This window comes from Rossellomorea sp. FM04394 (assembly GCF_041889765.1).
In the GTDB taxonomy this organism is placed as follows: Bacteria; Bacillota; Bacilli; order Bacillales; family Bacillaceae_B; genus Rossellomorea; species Rossellomorea aquimaris_B.
The window spans coordinates 3,014,265-3,029,876 of the sequence record NZ_CP168654.1 but is presented as its reverse complement, the minus strand read 5'-3'; the positions used below and the strand labels follow the sequence as shown (position 1 = coordinate 3,029,876).

14 protein-coding genes and 1 other RNA gene are annotated in these 15,612 nt (G+C 44.0%); 13 read left to right on the top strand and 2 right to left on the bottom strand.

Translation table 11 applies throughout. The annotated features are described in order from the left end of the window. Window positions 1-12: 12 nt before the first annotated feature. The 8 genes from aspS (at window position 13) to ACCB35_RS15350 (ending at window position 6,965) form a co-directional block, all read left to right on the top strand. The gene (aspS, locus tag ACCB35_RS15385; RefSeq protein WP_374057041.1) at window positions 13-1,779 is read left to right on the top strand and encodes an aspartate--tRNA ligase; all 1,767 of its coding nucleotides are present in this window, start codon (window positions 13-15) and stop codon (window positions 1,777-1,779) included. 70 nt (window positions 1,780-1,849) lie between these two features. Further along, window positions 1,850-2,039: non-coding RNA, 6S RNA (ssrS, locus tag ACCB35_RS15380), on the top strand. Window positions 2,040-2,239: 200 nt separating this feature from the next. Then, complete coding sequence (locus ACCB35_RS15375) at window positions 2,240-3,004, top strand: ThiF family adenylyltransferase (protein WP_044339548.1); 765 nt, start codon at window positions 2,240-2,242, stop codon at window positions 3,002-3,004. Window positions 3,005-3,226: 222 nt separating this feature from the next. Then, window positions 3,227-4,006 carry a hypothetical protein gene (locus tag ACCB35_RS15370; RefSeq protein WP_374054379.1) on the top strand — a complete coding sequence of 260 codons (780 nt, stop codon included), beginning with the start codon at window positions 3,227-3,229 and terminating at the stop codon, window positions 4,004-4,006. 2 nt (window positions 4,007-4,008) lie between these two features. Beyond that, window positions 4,009-4,383 (top strand): GntR family transcriptional regulator, encoded by a 375-nt coding sequence (locus ACCB35_RS15365; protein ID WP_374054378.1) that lies wholly within the window; start codon window positions 4,009-4,011, stop codon window positions 4,381-4,383. Between the two features lie 2 nt (window positions 4,384-4,385). Then, window positions 4,386-5,096, top strand: coding sequence for an ABC transporter ATP-binding protein (locus ACCB35_RS15360; protein WP_374054377.1), 711 nt, complete (start codon window positions 4,386-4,388; stop codon window positions 5,094-5,096). After that, window positions 5,096-6,022: an ABC transporter ATP-binding protein gene (locus ACCB35_RS15355; RefSeq protein ID WP_374057040.1), complete on the top strand. Its 927-nt coding sequence runs from the start codon at window positions 5,096-5,098 to the stop codon at window positions 6,020-6,022. Before ACCB35_RS15360 ends, ACCB35_RS15355 begins: the two co-directional genes overlap by 1 nt. Beyond that, the gene (locus ACCB35_RS15350; RefSeq protein WP_374054376.1) at window positions 6,015-6,965 is read left to right on the top strand and encodes an ABC transporter permease; all 951 of its coding nucleotides are present in this window, start codon (window positions 6,015-6,017) and stop codon (window positions 6,963-6,965) included. Before ACCB35_RS15355 ends, ACCB35_RS15350 begins: the two co-directional genes overlap by 8 nt. Window positions 6,966-7,256: 291 nt before the next feature. Here ACCB35_RS15350 and ACCB35_RS15345 read toward each other — a convergent pair whose 3' ends face one another. Both ACCB35_RS15345 and ACCB35_RS15340 read right to left on the bottom strand, forming a co-directional pair. Then, a complete protein-coding gene (locus ACCB35_RS15345; protein ID WP_374054375.1) occupies window positions 7,257-7,976 on the bottom strand; it encodes a protein-glutamine gamma-glutamyltransferase in 720 nt (239 codons plus the stop codon). A gap of 147 nt (window positions 7,977-8,123) precedes the next feature. Next, window positions 8,124-9,398 carry a replication-associated recombination protein A gene (locus ACCB35_RS15340; protein ID WP_374054374.1) on the bottom strand — a complete coding sequence of 425 codons (1,275 nt, stop codon included), beginning with the start codon at window positions 9,396-9,398 and terminating at the stop codon, window positions 8,124-8,126. Between the two features lie 216 nt (window positions 9,399-9,614). Between ACCB35_RS15340 and cymR the strand changes: the two genes are divergently transcribed. The 5 genes from cymR (at window position 9,615) to ACCB35_RS15315 (ending at window position 15,609) form a co-directional block, all read left to right on the top strand. After that, window positions 9,615-10,034: a cysteine metabolism transcriptional regulator CymR gene (cymR, locus tag ACCB35_RS15335; protein WP_044339554.1), complete on the top strand. Its 420-nt coding sequence runs from the start codon at window positions 9,615-9,617 to the stop codon at window positions 10,032-10,034. 13 nt (window positions 10,035-10,047) lie between these two features. Beyond that, window positions 10,048-11,190, top strand: coding sequence for a cysteine desulfurase family protein (locus ACCB35_RS15330; protein WP_374054373.1), 1,143 nt, complete (start codon window positions 10,048-10,050; stop codon window positions 11,188-11,190). A 48-nt stretch (window positions 11,191-11,238) separates the two neighbouring features. Continuing rightward, on the top strand, window positions 11,239-12,354 hold the full coding sequence (gene mnmA / locus ACCB35_RS15325; protein ID WP_374054372.1) for a tRNA 2-thiouridine(34) synthase MnmA: 1,116 nt from the start codon (window positions 11,239-11,241) through the stop codon (window positions 12,352-12,354). 172 nt (window positions 12,355-12,526) lie between these two features. Next, on the top strand, window positions 12,527-13,198 hold the full coding sequence (locus ACCB35_RS15320; RefSeq protein ID WP_374054371.1) for a tetratricopeptide repeat protein: 672 nt from the start codon (window positions 12,527-12,529) through the stop codon (window positions 13,196-13,198). Window positions 13,199-13,215: 17 nt separating this feature from the next. After that, a complete protein-coding gene (locus tag ACCB35_RS15315; RefSeq protein WP_374054370.1) occupies window positions 13,216-15,609 on the top strand; it encodes an ATP-dependent RecD-like DNA helicase in 2,394 nt (797 codons plus the stop codon). Window positions 15,610-15,612: the final 3 nt, after the last annotated feature.

The following is a 15,612-nucleotide window of genomic DNA, read 5'->3' as shown; positions in this document are numbered from 1 at the left end:
GAGGAGAACATGATGACGAAAAGAACGGCATATTGCGGAGACATCACGGAATCATATATTGGTGAAAAAATCACGATTAAAGGCTGGGTGCAAAAGAGAAGGGACCTGGGCGGCTTGATTTTCATCGACCTTCGTGACAGGGAGGGAATCGTACAAATCGTATTTAATCCGGATTTATCAGGAGACGCTTTAGCCCTTGCAGAGAAAATACGAAATGAATATGTGTTGAGTGTGACAGGTACTGTTGTAGCAAGAGCAGAAGGAACGGTGAACCCCAACCTGAATACTGGGAAAGTTGAAATTCACGCAGAAGAGGTACAAATCATCAATGAAGCCAAGACACCTCCATTCATGATCGATGACCAGACGGAAGTGTCCGAGGATGTGCGCCTGAAATATCGTTATGTTGATCTTCGTCGTCCAGCGATGATGGAAACCTTCAAGATGCGCCATAATGTCACGACATCTTTCCGCAATTTCTTGAACGAAAACGGATTCCTGGATGTGGAAACCCCGATTTTGACGAAAAGTACGCCTGAAGGTGCCCGTGATTATCTGGTTCCGAGCCGTGTCCATAAAGGTGAATTCTACGCGCTGCCACAATCGCCTCAAATCTTCAAGCAATTGCTGATGGTATCCGGTTTCGACCGTTATTATCAAATCGCCCGCTGCTTCCGAGATGAAGATCTTCGTGCAGACCGTCAACCGGAATTCACACAGATCGATATGGAAATGAGCTTCATGGATAAAGAAGAGATCATCTCACTTGTGGAAGATATGATGAAGAAACTGATGAACGACGTGAAAGACGTGAACGTTTCACTGCCGATCCCAAGAATGACGTATGACGATGCCATGAGCCGCTATGGGTCTGACAAACCTGACACACGCTTCGGGATGGAACTGATCGATGTATCAGAGATCGTAAAGGATTCAGGATTCAAAGTATTTGCAGGTGCTGTCGCGAACGGTGGTCAAGTGAAGCTGATCAATGTAAAAGGCGGGGCATCACAGTATTCCCGTAAAGACATTGATGGCTTGACTGAGTTTGTCTCCCGTTACGGAGCAAAAGGGTTAGCCTGGTTAAAGGTAGAAGAGGAAGGCCTGAAAGGACCGATCTCCAAATTTGTGACGGAAGAAGATGCTTCCGGGATTTCTACTTCAGCCCATGCAGAAGCAGGAGACTTGTTGCTGTTTGTCGCTGATAAAAAATCCGTAGTGGCAGATGCACTTGGTGCCCTTCGTTTGAAATTAGGGAAGGAGTTGAAGCTGATCGACGAAACGAAATTCAACTTCCTATGGGTGACGGACTGGCCGCTGCTTGAGTTTGATGAAGGTGAAAACCGCTACTATGCTGCCCACCACCCATTCACGATGCCGGTGAGAGAAGACCTTGAACTCTTCGAAACAGACCCTGCATCAGTCCGTGCAGAAGCTTATGACCTTGTATTGAACGGGTACGAACTTGGAGGCGGATCATTACGTATTTACGAGCGTGACATTCAGGAAAGAATGTTCGAAGTACTTGGATTCTCAAAAGAAGAGGCAGAAGAACAATTTGGTTTTCTACTGGAAGCTTTCGAATACGGAACGCCACCACATGGCGGAATCGCCCTTGGGCTTGACCGTTTAGTGATGCTCCTTGCAGGCCGCACGAATCTTCGTGATACGATTGCCTTCCCGAAAACGGCGAGTGCAAGCTGTGTGCTGACTGACGCTCCTGGTGGAGTAAGTGAAGCTCAATTAAAAGAGTTATCCTTGTCGCTGGATGTAGAATAATGTAAATAAATTCAGTGGGTCATTCGTTGAAATCATCATGGTGATATGATATTATTTAAACAATCACAAACAAGTCCTGATGTGTGCGACGTTTTTACCTAACAGTTTTGACCGAACACTTCAAACTTTGGGAGCTTGACGTTTCTGCTAGGCGTTCATGCCCCGTGCCGGGGACTAACAAATAGTGGAATAAAGCACCCACCTGCCGAGAGCGGGTTCAAAACGAAGGAAATGATGGCGACGGCACGATTGGGACTTGTCCAAAACATGAATGATAATGAAGATCTTATAGATTGAGGAGTCAGGCTCATAGCGGCCTGGCTTTTTTGTCGGGACTAAATTCTGCTTTAATGGGGTAAACGAAGGGGGAGGACAACATTTCATATTGATTTTCGTTCCCCTTTCCTTTATTCTAATTCAGTATAAACCTAGTTGAATACTTATAATGGAGTTGATTATATTGCTACACCAGTTTTCACGAAATGAACTAGCGATCGGTAAGGAAGGACTTCAAACCCTTAAAAATAGTACGGTGGCAGTACTCGGAATCGGGGGAGTGGGATCCTTTGCTGCTGAAGCTTTAGCCAGATCAGGTGTAGGCCGTCTTGTGTTAGTGGATAAAGATGATGTGGATATCACCAACGTCAATCGTCAAGTTCATGCATTGCTCTCTACAGTGGGCCAGCCAAAGGTCGACCTGATGAGGGACCGCATTATGGATATAAATCCAGACTGTGAAGTCATTGCTTTAAAGATGTTCTACACAGAGGAAACGTACGAGGAATTTTTCAATCAGGGATTGGATTATGTGATCGATGCTTCTGATACGATCTCCTATAAAATTCACTTAATGAAGGAATGCTTAAACAGAGATATTCCTCTGATTGCGAGCATGGGAGCCGCTAATAAAACCGATCCGACGCGCTTCAAAATTGCAGATATCAGTAAAACGCATACGGATCCAATCGCAAAGGTCATCCGTACCCGATTGAAAAAAGAAGGAATTAAAAAAGGTGTGACGGTCGTCTTCTCGGATGAAAGTCCGATTGTCATCCGTGAAGATATTCGAAAAGAAGTAGGAAAAGATGATGCGAAGATCCGTAAAGCACAACTTCCTCCGTCTTCCAATGCGTTTGTTCCATCGGTTGCAGGTTTGATTGCAGCCAGTCATGTGATGAACCAGCTGTTGAAGCATATTGAAATTAAAAGAGTAAAAGATAAATAATGGCTTTTGAAAAGGACTGGATCCCAAGGTGGATTCAGTCCTTTTATTGTTTTGAACAATCACTGAATAACAGGAGAAAAATCGGTTCCGCTTTTACTACTTTTAGTACAGCCAGCATCATTTTTAACTTCAACAAAAAGGTAAAAAAAGGATTGACGTTCTAACGTGTCATAGTGTACTATCTAACTAGAACACTAAAACACGTTACAGAGGAGTGTAATCATGAATGCGTTTAAAGGTCTTCTCTGGAAAGACTTCAAAACCTCCAGCATTTGGTTTTATGGCTGGATAGCCATCATTTTTCTGATCTTCATCATAGGATTGGTGATCGGTAATTTTGTCAAAGAGCCAAGCGTTTCTCAAATATTCCTTATTATGATCGGTGTGTTTCACGTTGCATTTCTTCCAGGCATCGTCTGCTCCATGCTACGGGTAGAAGGGAAAACACAGCTGTGGCTTCATAGTCCACACAGCGGACTTATGCTCCTATTACCGAAACTCATCATTGCCTTTATTTACTCCACCCTGTCCCTACTGTTCGTAGATGGACTGGGGATCCTGACCATGGCCGTGTTTCAGGAGGACGCTCTATTCTCTTATTGGCCAATCAAAGAAGGCATTCTCTTTAATCTTGGAGTGACGATTTTCGGCCTCTACTTTTCCGGATGGACGATATTTTTATGGACGTTCTACCATTCACTTTCAAAGTATCCATCCATCAAGAACTTACGCTGGATCTTCATTGCGGGATTCATCATTGTCTATCAAAGTGTGGTTGCCTTCCTGATGAGCATTGATTGGGTGGAAAAGCTTTTCTTTGAAACCTTTACCGTGAAAGTGAGTTCAGGATTCTTTTTCTCTGTTGGTGCGAATGAGGCGAATGCCGGTTTTAGCCCTCAGATGCTCCCTTTGCCCGTAATGCCTTTTCTATTTGAAGGAATGATCATGATCATCGTATTTATCATTTCCTGCTGGTTATTAGATCGTAAGGTTGAGGTGTAGCTATGACAGAAGAATATACTGCCTCCAAGCCCATATACCTCCAAATAGCTGATCGCATCATACGTGAAATTGTGAGAAAAGAATTATCTCCGGGTGACAAACTGCCCTCTGTCAGGGAAATGGCCGTTCAATCCGGGGTGAACCCTAATACCATTCAACGAACGTACAGTGAATTAGAAAGGATGGACATTGTGGAGACGAGGAGAGGGCAAGGAACATTTGTGACGGAAAAGGAAGACGTTCTTACAGTACTGAATGAAAAGGTTCAGCTGGAAGTGATCGAGTCCTTCATCAGAAATATGAAAGAGTTGGGACTTACAAAAGAACAAATGATCCAGGGAGTAGAAAAATATCTTGGTCAAAGAGGGGAGGAATAGAAGTGGTTGTGAAATTTGATGGTGTCACCAAAAAGTATGGAAACGAAACCGCATTAAATCATACCTCCTTCCATTTCCAGAAGGGGAAGATATATGGTCTCCTTGGCCCGAACGGCAGCGGGAAATCAACCACATTAAAGATGATTGCAGGGCTTGTTCTTCCTAATACGGGGACTGTCACCCTGAACGGTAAACCGATCTCACGGAAAATGGCCAGTGAAGTCGCCTATTTGACGGAATTGGATATGTTTTATGAAGCATTTACGGTTAATGGGATGATCCGGTTTTATGCCTCGCAGTTTCCTGATTTTGATAGTCAGAGGGCACTTGAATTGGTTGGATTCATGGAGCTTGAGAGTCGGAAAAAGATCAAGCATTTATCGAAAGGAAACCGGGGCAGGCTGAAGCTCGTCCTTGCCCTGTCACGAAACACCGAGGTACTGCTTCTTGATGAACCCTTTTCGGGACTGGATCCTATGGTAAGGGACTCCATCGTGAAAGGCCTCCTATCCTATATTGATTTCGGAAATCAGACCGTAATCATTGCGACCCATGAAATCGATGAGATTGAAGCGATTCTGGATGAAGCATATATCATCTCAGATGGCGAAATAAAAGGTCACTGCCGAGTAGAAGAGCTGAGGGAAGTGGAAGGATTGTCTGTCCTGCAGTGGTTGAAGAAGACGACAAAATCAGAAGGGAAGATGAAATGATGAAGACGGTTGTGCAATTACAGGATGTCACTAAAGTCATTAAAGGCAAGACGATCATTGATAATTTATCCTTTGATGTATATGAAGGGGAAGTATTTGGATTTCTTGGACCAAATGGAGCAGGGAAAACAACGACGATTCGAATGATAGTCGGATTAATGGATATCTCCAAAGGTGACGTTCTTATTTCCGGGAAAAGCATCAAGAGAGATTTTGAAGATGCGATACGTGATGTCGGTGCCATTGTTGAGAATCCTGAGCTTTACAAGTTTATGTCAGGGTACCAGAATTTAAAGCACTTTGCCCGGATGCAAAAGGGAATTAACGAAGAAAGAATGAAGGAAGTCATCGAGTTAGTCGGATTAACCGACCGCATTCACGATAAAGTAAAAACCTATTCACTTGGAATGAGGCAGCGCTTAGGACTCGCGCAATGTTTGCTTCATAAACCAAAACTATTAATTCTCGATGAGCCGACGAATGGACTGGATCCTGCCGGTATCCGTGAAATTCGTGCGTATATCAGAAAGCTTGCCCAGGAAGAAGGTATGGCGGTCATCGTATCGAGTCACTTATTATCTGAAATGGAAATGATGTGTGACCGAATCGGGATCATCCAATCCGGTAAGCTTGTCGATGTGCAGCAGGTCCGTGATTTTGTAGAGGGGTCAGAGCAGGTTTATCATTTTGAGGTACATGATGCAGGAAAGCTCCAAGCCGTACTGAAAGTATTTGATCAAGGAATTAAATTTGAAACCAAGGGTTCGGAAGTTCAGGTCGCTCTGACAAAAGAGCAGGTACCGAATGTCATTCGAGCTCTGGTGGAGGCGGATGTTCAAATTTACAGCGTCATGCCAATTTCCAAAACATTAGAGGACAGATTCTTAGAGATTACGAATGATAAAGGAGAGGTCGTGCATGCTTAGTCTTATAAGAAATGAATGGACAAAAATATTCAAGCGGATCGGAACGTATGTCATGCTCGGATTGCTTATTCTTATTATTGGTGTTACGGCAGCTTTCACCAAGTATGATGACGGGAAAGCAAAGGAATCGGAAAACTGGAAGCAGGAGCTGACAGGACAAGTGGAAGCAGATAAGCAAATGTTATCTGAAAATCCAAGTATGAATAAGTTTATCGTGAAAGATACTGAAAGAAGGATTGCCATAAATGAATATCGAATTGAAAACGACATTCAACCTAAAGTGAAAGAAACTGTTTGGACGTTTGTCGAAACGAATGCATTTTCCGTTCTGGTTGTAGGTCTGTTTGCCATCATCGTGGCAGCAGGGATTGTGGCAAGTGAGTTCAGCTGGGGCACAATCAAGCTATTGCTCATCCGTCCTATTTCCAGGACCAAAATCCTGTTATCCAAATATTTCACCGTCATTTTATTTGGAATGAGTATGCTACTTGTCTTATTCGTTGTATCATTCCTTGTCGGACTCCTGCTATTTGGAGGAACAGATCAGTCCACTCATTTAGCATATGTGGATGGGAAGGTAGTCGAACAGAACATTGTCGGGTACCTGATTAAAACATACTTATTGAAAACCATCGATGTCGTGATGATGGCTACGATGGCATTCATGATTTCCACCGTATTCAGAAGCAGCTCACTGGCTATCGGGATCTCCCTATTCCTCTTGTTCGTGGGAGCTAACGCAACAAGCCTGCTCGCTCTTCGATTCGACTGGGCAAAATTCAGTCTGTTCGCGAATACAGATCTGACACAATACACAGGTTTCACACCGCCATTAGTCGATGGAATGACCATGGGCTTCTCGATCACTATGCTCGTCATCTACTTCATCATCTTCCAGCTGCTCGCATTCATCGTCTTTAATAAGAGGGATGTAGCGGCATAGAAAAGCGGAGGCGGCTTGGTCAGGCCCGACAAGCATAAGGCGAACCACCCGGAAAGGCGCCCTTTGCCTTTGTTGGTGGTTTGACTTATGACCTCGAGGGCCTAGCCGGTGTAGCTGGACAAAGAAAAGCGGAGGCGGCTTGGTCAGGCCCGACAAGCATAAGGCGAACCACCCGGAAAGGCGCCCTTTGCCTTTGTTGGTGGTTTGACTTATGACCTCGAGGGCCTAGCCGGTGTAGCTAGACAAAGAAAAGCAACCAAAAAGTGACGGACTCATCAGAGTTCGTCACTTTTATGCATACCGGTATAAATCTGCGAACTTCAAGCGTGTGACTTGTTGAAGGAGAAAGGCTGGTTCAGTGGCATCTTTTTTTCGAAGGGTATTTAAAGCTTCTATCATTTCATCATGAGTCATAATTCCGATACCGTGACCAAAATACTGATCCTCTTCTAAAAACACAGAATTTTCCCCCATCCATATCGGATCTTCATAGTCTGGATTAGAGAAATAGTACACATCCCCTGGAATATAGTCCACTCCTTCATAGGTGACCATGCTCATATCATCGTCATAATTGTGACCCCACACTAAAAGAGGAGAGAACAACTGATTGAAATAAGAAGTCCTGATTGTATCGAGGATTGATTTATAGTATATGAGGACAATGCTGGTGACGCATTCGAAGCTATAGGCAGAGCTATTTATGAAAACATCTTCAATAGCCTCTGATGGTAGCTTCGAATCACGAAGCCTATATCCATATGGAGTCTTGATCCAAAAAGCAGAGTTGAAATAGGAGTGTTCAAAGGCAGCGAATTTGGCGTCACCCTCATCCATGCTCCTTGCATTGACAATGAATCGTTCCCGCATCTTTAATTCAAATTGGAGCTCGCCTAAGTTACGGTAACGATAATCTGTAGGACTGCTATCAAGTGCTTTAACGATGAGTTCTTCTACAGGTGATAGATTCTTTAACCCTTTGCTGGACGAACCATTCTCAATGATAATCAATCCATACACCCCCAGGCCTTTTTACTAATGTATGATGGGGTGGAGAGATATGGCATTGGCACGTTAAAAAAAGTGCTTATCCCTAAAATAAACCTGCCAAAAAGTCAGAATTCCTTTCCGGCAGGTTTGTTTTTTGATGACATTCATTTATTTCATCTGCTTATTAATCTTCTCATACACCTGGGCGATCGCCTGTTCAAATTTGCCTGTCGATTTTGGGGTATAGTAGTGAGCATTTTTTAATTTGTCAGGTAAATAGGTTTGCGGGACCCATCCAGATTCATAGCTGTGTGGATACTTGTATTCGATTCCTCTTCCAAGTTCTTTGGCTCCTTGATAGTGAGCATCTTTTAAGTGATCCGGAACCTCGCCGCTTTTTCCCTTACGGATATCGCCAAGTGCAAGATCAATGGCCGTGATCGCCGAGTTCGATTTGGGTGAAAGGCAAAGTTCGATGATTGCGTTGGCCAATGGAATTCTCGCTTCGGGAAATCCGATCTTCTCAGCTGTCTCTACAGCTGCCAATGTTCTTGGTCCTGCTTGAGGGTTTGCGAGTCCGATATCTTCATAGGCAATCACCAATAGTCTGCGGGCGATGCTTGGAAGATCCCCGGCTTCAACGAGTCTGCCTAAATAATGAAGAGCGGCATTCACGTCACTTCCACGAATCGATTTCTGAAAGGCACTTACGACATCGTAATGGGCGTCTCCATCTTTATCGTGAGAAAAGCTTTTCTTTTGAAGGCATTCTTCCGCAATGCTGACATCGATCCGAATGACACCGTCCTCATCCGGTGAAGTGGACAGAACGGCCAATTCCAATGCATTTAACGAACTTCTGACGTCACCGAAGCTGCTGCTTGCAAAATGTTCAATCGCTTCTTCAGTCACATCAAGTGAATACTCCCCTAATCCACGTTCTTTATCTTCAATGGCTCGATGCAAGGCAATTTTCATTTCATCAATGGAAAGGGGCTTTAGTTCGAAAATTTGGCATCTGCTTCGTATCGCTGGGTTGATTGCATGATAGGGGTTGCTTGTTGTCGCCCCGATCAGGGTGATCATCCCGTTCTCTAAATAAGGAAGGAGAAAATCCTGCTTTCCTTTATCCAAGCGATGAACCTCATCTAATAGAAGAATCACTTTTCCAGACATTTTGGCTTCTTCTGCTACGATTTGAATATCTTTTTTATTATTGGTTACAGCGTTCAGGGTTTTAAACCGGTATTTCGTACTTCCGGCAATGGCGCTCGCGATGGACGTTTTTCCAATACCGGGCGGACCATATAAGATCATGGATGAAAGCTGTTTTGCTTTTACCATCCTGTCTATGATTTTTCCTTCTCCAACTAAATGCTGCTGCCCGATGATCTCATCAATGGTTCTGGGTCTCATCTTAAAGGCAAGTGGTTTAATAGACATGAAAACATCTCTCCAAACTGACGTAGCTAAAATTACTTTATCATAGGCGGTTCTTATAAGGAAATATTGTGGTTGATATAAGGAGGGCGAAAGAGAATGGAGCCGTCCCTTTCACAGTGAGATGGCGGATATGCTATAATAACAAAAGTCAATACAGAAGAAAAATACCATTCGTTTATTAATGTAACGTTATTAAATATATTTGAGGTGCTGGACATGAAGATATCTACTAAAGGACGATACGGTTTAACGATTATGATTGAATTAGCAAAACGCCATGGTGAAGGGCCGACTTCACTTAAGACCATCGCACAGCAGCATGAGCTCTCAGAGCATTATCTTGAGCAGCTGGTGGCTCCCCTGCGTAATGGAGGACTTGTAAGAAGTATCCGGGGAGCATACGGTGGGTATGTATTAGGACATGAGCCATCTGAAATTACAGCGGGGGATATTATCCGGATCCTTGAAGGTCCCATTAGTCCTGTAGAAGGAATTGAGGATGAAGAACCGGCAAAGCGTGAGCTGTGGATACGGATCCGGGATGCTGTTAAGGAAGTTCTCGATAATACAACGATTGAAGATTTGGCCAGCCACTCCGATGACGGTGAATCAGATGCGTACATGTTCTATATCTAGGAGGTAACGATAAATGGAAAGAGTGTATCTGGATCATGCTGCAACGTCGCCCATGCATCCCGAAGTGATTGAAGAAATGACTTCAGTGATGAAGGAGACCTTTGGTAATCCATCGAGCATTCATTCGTTTGGCCGTGCATCACGTCATCTTGTCGATCATGCACGTACCATCATTGCTCAAAGTATCCATGCAGATTACAATGAAATCATTTTCACAAGTGGTGGAACGGAAGCTGATAATTTAGCTATTATCGGCTCTGCCGAAGCCAATAAAGAAAAAGGGAATCACATCATCACAACACAAACAGAGCATCATGCCGTTTTACATGCATGTAAATTCCTGGAGTCCAAAGGGTTTGAGGTGACGTACCTGCCCGTAGATCGAACAGGCAGGATATCCTTGGAAGAACTGCAAAAAGAACTTCGCGACGAAACGATCCTCGTTACGATCATGTTTGGAAATAATGAGGTGGGAACGATCCAGCCGATTAAAGAAATCGGAAAAATCCTGCAGGATCATCAAGCTTATTTTCACACTGATGCTGTACAAGCTTTCGGATTGTCAGCTATAAATGTGCAAGAGCTCGGGGTTGATTTGCTTTCGGTTTCAGGTCATAAGATCAATGGTCCCAAAGGGATCGGATTTTTATATTCACACAAGAACCTGGATCTTCAACCTGGATTATACGGTGGTGAGCAGGAAAGAAAACGCCGTGCCGGTACAGAAAACGTCCCGGCGATCGTGGGTCTGGGAAAGGCAGTAGAAATTGCTCAAAATGCGATAGAAGAGAAACATTCCCAGTACTCTGCTTTTAAGGTTTTATTGAAAGAAACTTTAGCCGGTGCAGGCATTGAGTTTGTGGAGAACGGATCTCTTGAGTATGGATTACCCCATGTGCTAAACTTAAGTTTTCCCGGCACAGATGTAGAGTCTATGCTGGTGAATTTAGATATGTCAGGTATTGCTGTATCAAGCGGTTCTGCTTGTACAGCTGGATCTATAGAGCCTTCACATGTATTGGTCGCGATGTTTGGCAGTCAGTCAGAGAATACAAGGAACTCCATTCGTTTCAGCTTTGGTCAGGGCAATACGGAGGAACAAATTGTCTGGACTGCCAGTGAAGTCGCAAAAATTGTAAAACGTGTAACATCTTAAGATTTTCGTCTCAAGTGGACGAATGAACGGAATAAGGAGGTGGCGTTAGTGAAAAAAGAACCAAAGGATACGAGAGTAGTCGTTGGGATGTCTGGTGGTGTGGATTCTTCTGTAGCCGCATTATTATTAAAGGAGCAAGGCTACGAAGTCATCGGGATTTTCATGAAAAATTGGGATGATACCGATGAAAACGGAGTATGTACAGCAACGGAAGATTACAACGATGTGATTCGAGTATGTAACCAAATTGGTATTCCTTACTACGCTGTGAATTTTGAAAAACAATACTGGGATAAAGTGTTTACGTATTTCCTGGACGAATATAAAGCTGGAAGAACACCAAACCCGGATGTGATGTGTAATAAAGAAATTAAGTTCAAAGCATTCCTTGATCATGCACTGAAGCTTGGTGCAGATTACCTGGCAACCGGCCACTATGCACAAGTCGAGTACCGTGATGGAGAATACAAGATGCTCCGCGGTGTCGATAACAACAAAGACCAAACGTATTTCCTCAATCAATTAGGGCAGGAGCAACTTGAAAAAGTGATGTTCCCCCTAGGCGGCATCGATAAAAAAAAGGTAAGGGAAATTGCGAAGGAAGCGGGCCTTGCTACTGCCACTAAGAAAGACAGCACGGGGATCTGCTTCATCGGTGAACGCAACTTCAAAGATTTCTTAAGTAATTATCTGCCGGCACAGCCAGGAAAAATGGAAACGTTGGACGGTAAAGTGATGGGGAAACATGATGGATTAATGTACTATACGATCGGTCAACGCCATGGGCTGGGTATAGGTGGAGCCGGTGAGCCTTGGTTCGCCATCGGGAAAGACCTAAAGAGAAACGTCCTGTATGTGGGTCAAAGCTTTGAGCATCCTGCCCTCTATTCGGATTCCATTCTTGCAACAGATGTCCACTGGACTTCGAATGGGGAGAAACCGGCTGAATTCGCCTGCACGGCAAAATTCCGTTACCGTCAGGATGATAACAACGTAACGGTTATTCCTTTGGAGGATGGCAAGGTGAAAGTCATTTTTGACGAGCCCATCCGTGCGGTCACACCAGGACAGGCGGTTGTTTTCTACAACGGTGATGAGTGTCTGGGTGGAGGAACGATCGATACCATTTACAAAGATGAGAAAAAACTTACCTATGTAGGTTAACGCTTAAAGGACTGAGAAGAAGAGATGTGCAAGCTCTCTTCTCTCAGTCCTTTTTTTCATCATTGATCCATACCGAAATTGAAAGTCCCTTATGTTATACTAGTAACGATAAGTGGAAGAAACCATCATTCAACTTGCATACATAAATCATGAAAACATAGAGGTGTTAGAAATGGATAAGAATTTAAATGGAATTGAGTTATTGCAAGAAGGAAAAGTAGAAGAGGCTGTTAAACTTTTTACAGAAGCCATCGAAGAAAATCCCAAGGATCCTGTCGGATATATTAATTTCGGGAACGTACTCATGTCGGTTGGAGACAATGAAAAGGCGAAGAAATTTTTTGAACGTGCGATCTCAATAGACGAGAATGCAGGGGCAGCCTACTATTCCCTGGGTAATCTATACTTTAACGAAAATAACTTTGATGAAGCAAAGGATCAATTTGAAAAAGCTGTTTCGAAGGGAATGGAGAATGCCGACGTTTATTTTATGCTTGGAGTCAGTCTGTTCCAACTAGAGCAGCCAAGATTCGCTCTCCCTTACTTACAACGAAGTGTCGAACTGAATGAAGATGACGTGGAGGCGCGCTTCCAGTTAGGACTGTGTCTCGCGAAGGTTGAAGCTTACGAAGAAGCGATTGCGCAATTATCGCAGGTAGTGGAGGCAGATCCAACACACGCAGATGCTTACTACAACTTAGGTGTTGCATACGCAGGCCATAAGGATGATGCGGATAAGGCCCTGATGTATTTCAACAAAGCAATCGAAGTTCAGCCTGACCATATGTTGGCAGGGTATGGCATAAAGATGCTCGAAAAGCTTAAAAATGAACAAAGTGAATAGTTAGGGGGTTCACTGACTTGAGCCAGCAAGACTCTTTAAAGTTGTTTGGTGATGAAGAAATCTATATAAAAGGAAGGCATCTCGTTACGATTTTTCATAATGAGGAAAATCTTTATACGGTGGTCCGGATCCGGGTGGACGAAACGAATGATTCTTATGAAGACAAGGAAGCGGTCGTAACGGGGCACTTCCCTAAAATCCATGAAGATGAGACGTATGTGTTTTACGGGCGGTTTCAGGAACATCCCAAATTTGGCATGCAATTTCATGCCAAACACTTCAAGAAAGAAATCCCTCAATCCACACAAGGTGTCGTCCATTATTTATCAAGTGATTTATTTAAAGGAATCGGGAAGAAAACAGCTGAGAAGATAGTGGAGCATATCGGGGAAAACGCCATAACCAAAATACTCGAAAATCCAAGCCTGCTGGATGAAATTCCAAAGCTTCCAAAGGAAAAGGCGAAAAGTATTTATGATACGCTTTCCGAGCATCAAGGCTTGGAGCGGGTCATGATCATGCTGAATGACCTGGGATTTGGACCCCAAATTTCCATGAAGGTCTATCAAGCCTATAAAGAGCAGGCACTTGAAATCATTCAAAATAATCCTTATAAGCTTGTGGAAGATATTGAAGGAATCGGCTTTACCCGGGCCGATGAGATTGGTTCTAAGATCGGGTTGACAGGCAGTCATCCCGACCGGATCAAAGCAGGCTGTTTATACACCCTTGAGCAAACATGTGTGAAGCAGGGCCATGTGTATCTCGAAGCAGAAGAACTCATTGTTACGGTGAAGGAGCTGCTTGAGAAAAGTCAGCCCGAAAAGGTCGATTACACTGAAATATCCAGTCAACTGGTTTCCTTGGAGGAAGAGGGTAAAGTCATTGGAGAAGGCACAAAGGTATATGTTCCTTCTCTTTACTTCTCGGAAAAAGGAATCGTGACAAACATTGAAAAGATTTTGTCTCAAACCCAATATAAAGATCAATTTCCTCAATCCGAATTTCTTCTATCACTTGGAGCACTGGAGGACCGACTGGGAGTTCAATACGCACCTTCACAAAAAGAAGCCATCGAAACAGCGTTGATGTCCCCCATGCTTCTGTTAACCGGAGGACCCGGAACCGGTAAGACGACCGTCATTCAGGGGATTGTGGAGCTGTTTGCGGATCTCCATGGCTGCTCCTTGGATCCCAAGGATTACAAGGATGAACCCTTTCCTGTCTTACTGACAGCCCCGACTGGTCGAGCGGCAAAGCGCATGACAGAATCCACGGGCCTCCCTGCCATGACGATTCACCGACTTTTAGGCTGGAACGGTCAAGAAGGATTTAAGAGTGATGAAGAACGGGCGATAGAAGGCAAGCTGCTGATTGTGGATGAGGTGTCCATGGTTGATACCTGGCTCGCCCATCAACTTTTGAAAGCTTTACCGGATGATATCCAGGTGATCCTTGTCGGGGATGAAGATCAATTGCCATCTGTCGGACCTGGACAGGTACTAAAGGACCTTCTGAAATCGGAAGTGGTGCCGACGGTAAGGTTAACGGATATCTATAGACAAGAAGAGGGGTCCTCTATTATTGAACTTGCCCACTATATGAAAAGGGGGCAAGTCCCGGCTGATTTAACCCGTCAGCAAAAGGATCGGTCCTTCTTTCCCTGCAGGACCAATCAGATATCGGAAGTCGTTCAAAAAGTCGTTGAGAACGCGAAGAAAAAAGGGTACTCCCCAAAAGATATACAGGTACTTGCTCCTATGTACCGGGGCCCTGCCGGTATTGATCGATTAAATGAACTCCTTCAGGAGATCTTTAATAGCAATGACGGGACCCGAAAAGAAATCGCGTTCGGAGATGTGAAATATCGCATTGGAGATAAAGTGCTGCAGCTTGTCAATCAGCCTGAAAACAATGTCTTCAATGGAGATATCGGTGAAGTCGTCTCGATTTTCTATGCAAAGGAAAACACAGAGAAGCAGGATATGATCATTGTTTCTTACGAAGGCAACGAGGTCACCTACACACGACAGGATCTCATGCAAATTACCCATGCGTATTGCTGCTCGATCCATAAGTCACAAGGAAGCGAGTTTCCCATCGTGATTTTACCTGTGGTGAAAAGCTATTATCGCATGCTGCGAAGAAATCTCTTATACACTGCCATCACAAGAAGCAAGCAGTTCCTTATTCTTTGTGGAGAGCTGGACGCATTTACTCTTGGAGTTGAAAGAGAAGATGATTTTCTCCGTAAAACGACCCTAAGCGAAAAACTTAGAAATTTAACGGCTGCTGAAGCCGACGTAATCTCTTCTTCTGATGAGGATTTACCCATTGAAGAACTCTTGCTAAATGAAGATCCCATGATAGGAATGGATGGCATCAGCCCCTATGATTTTATGAATGCATAAGGT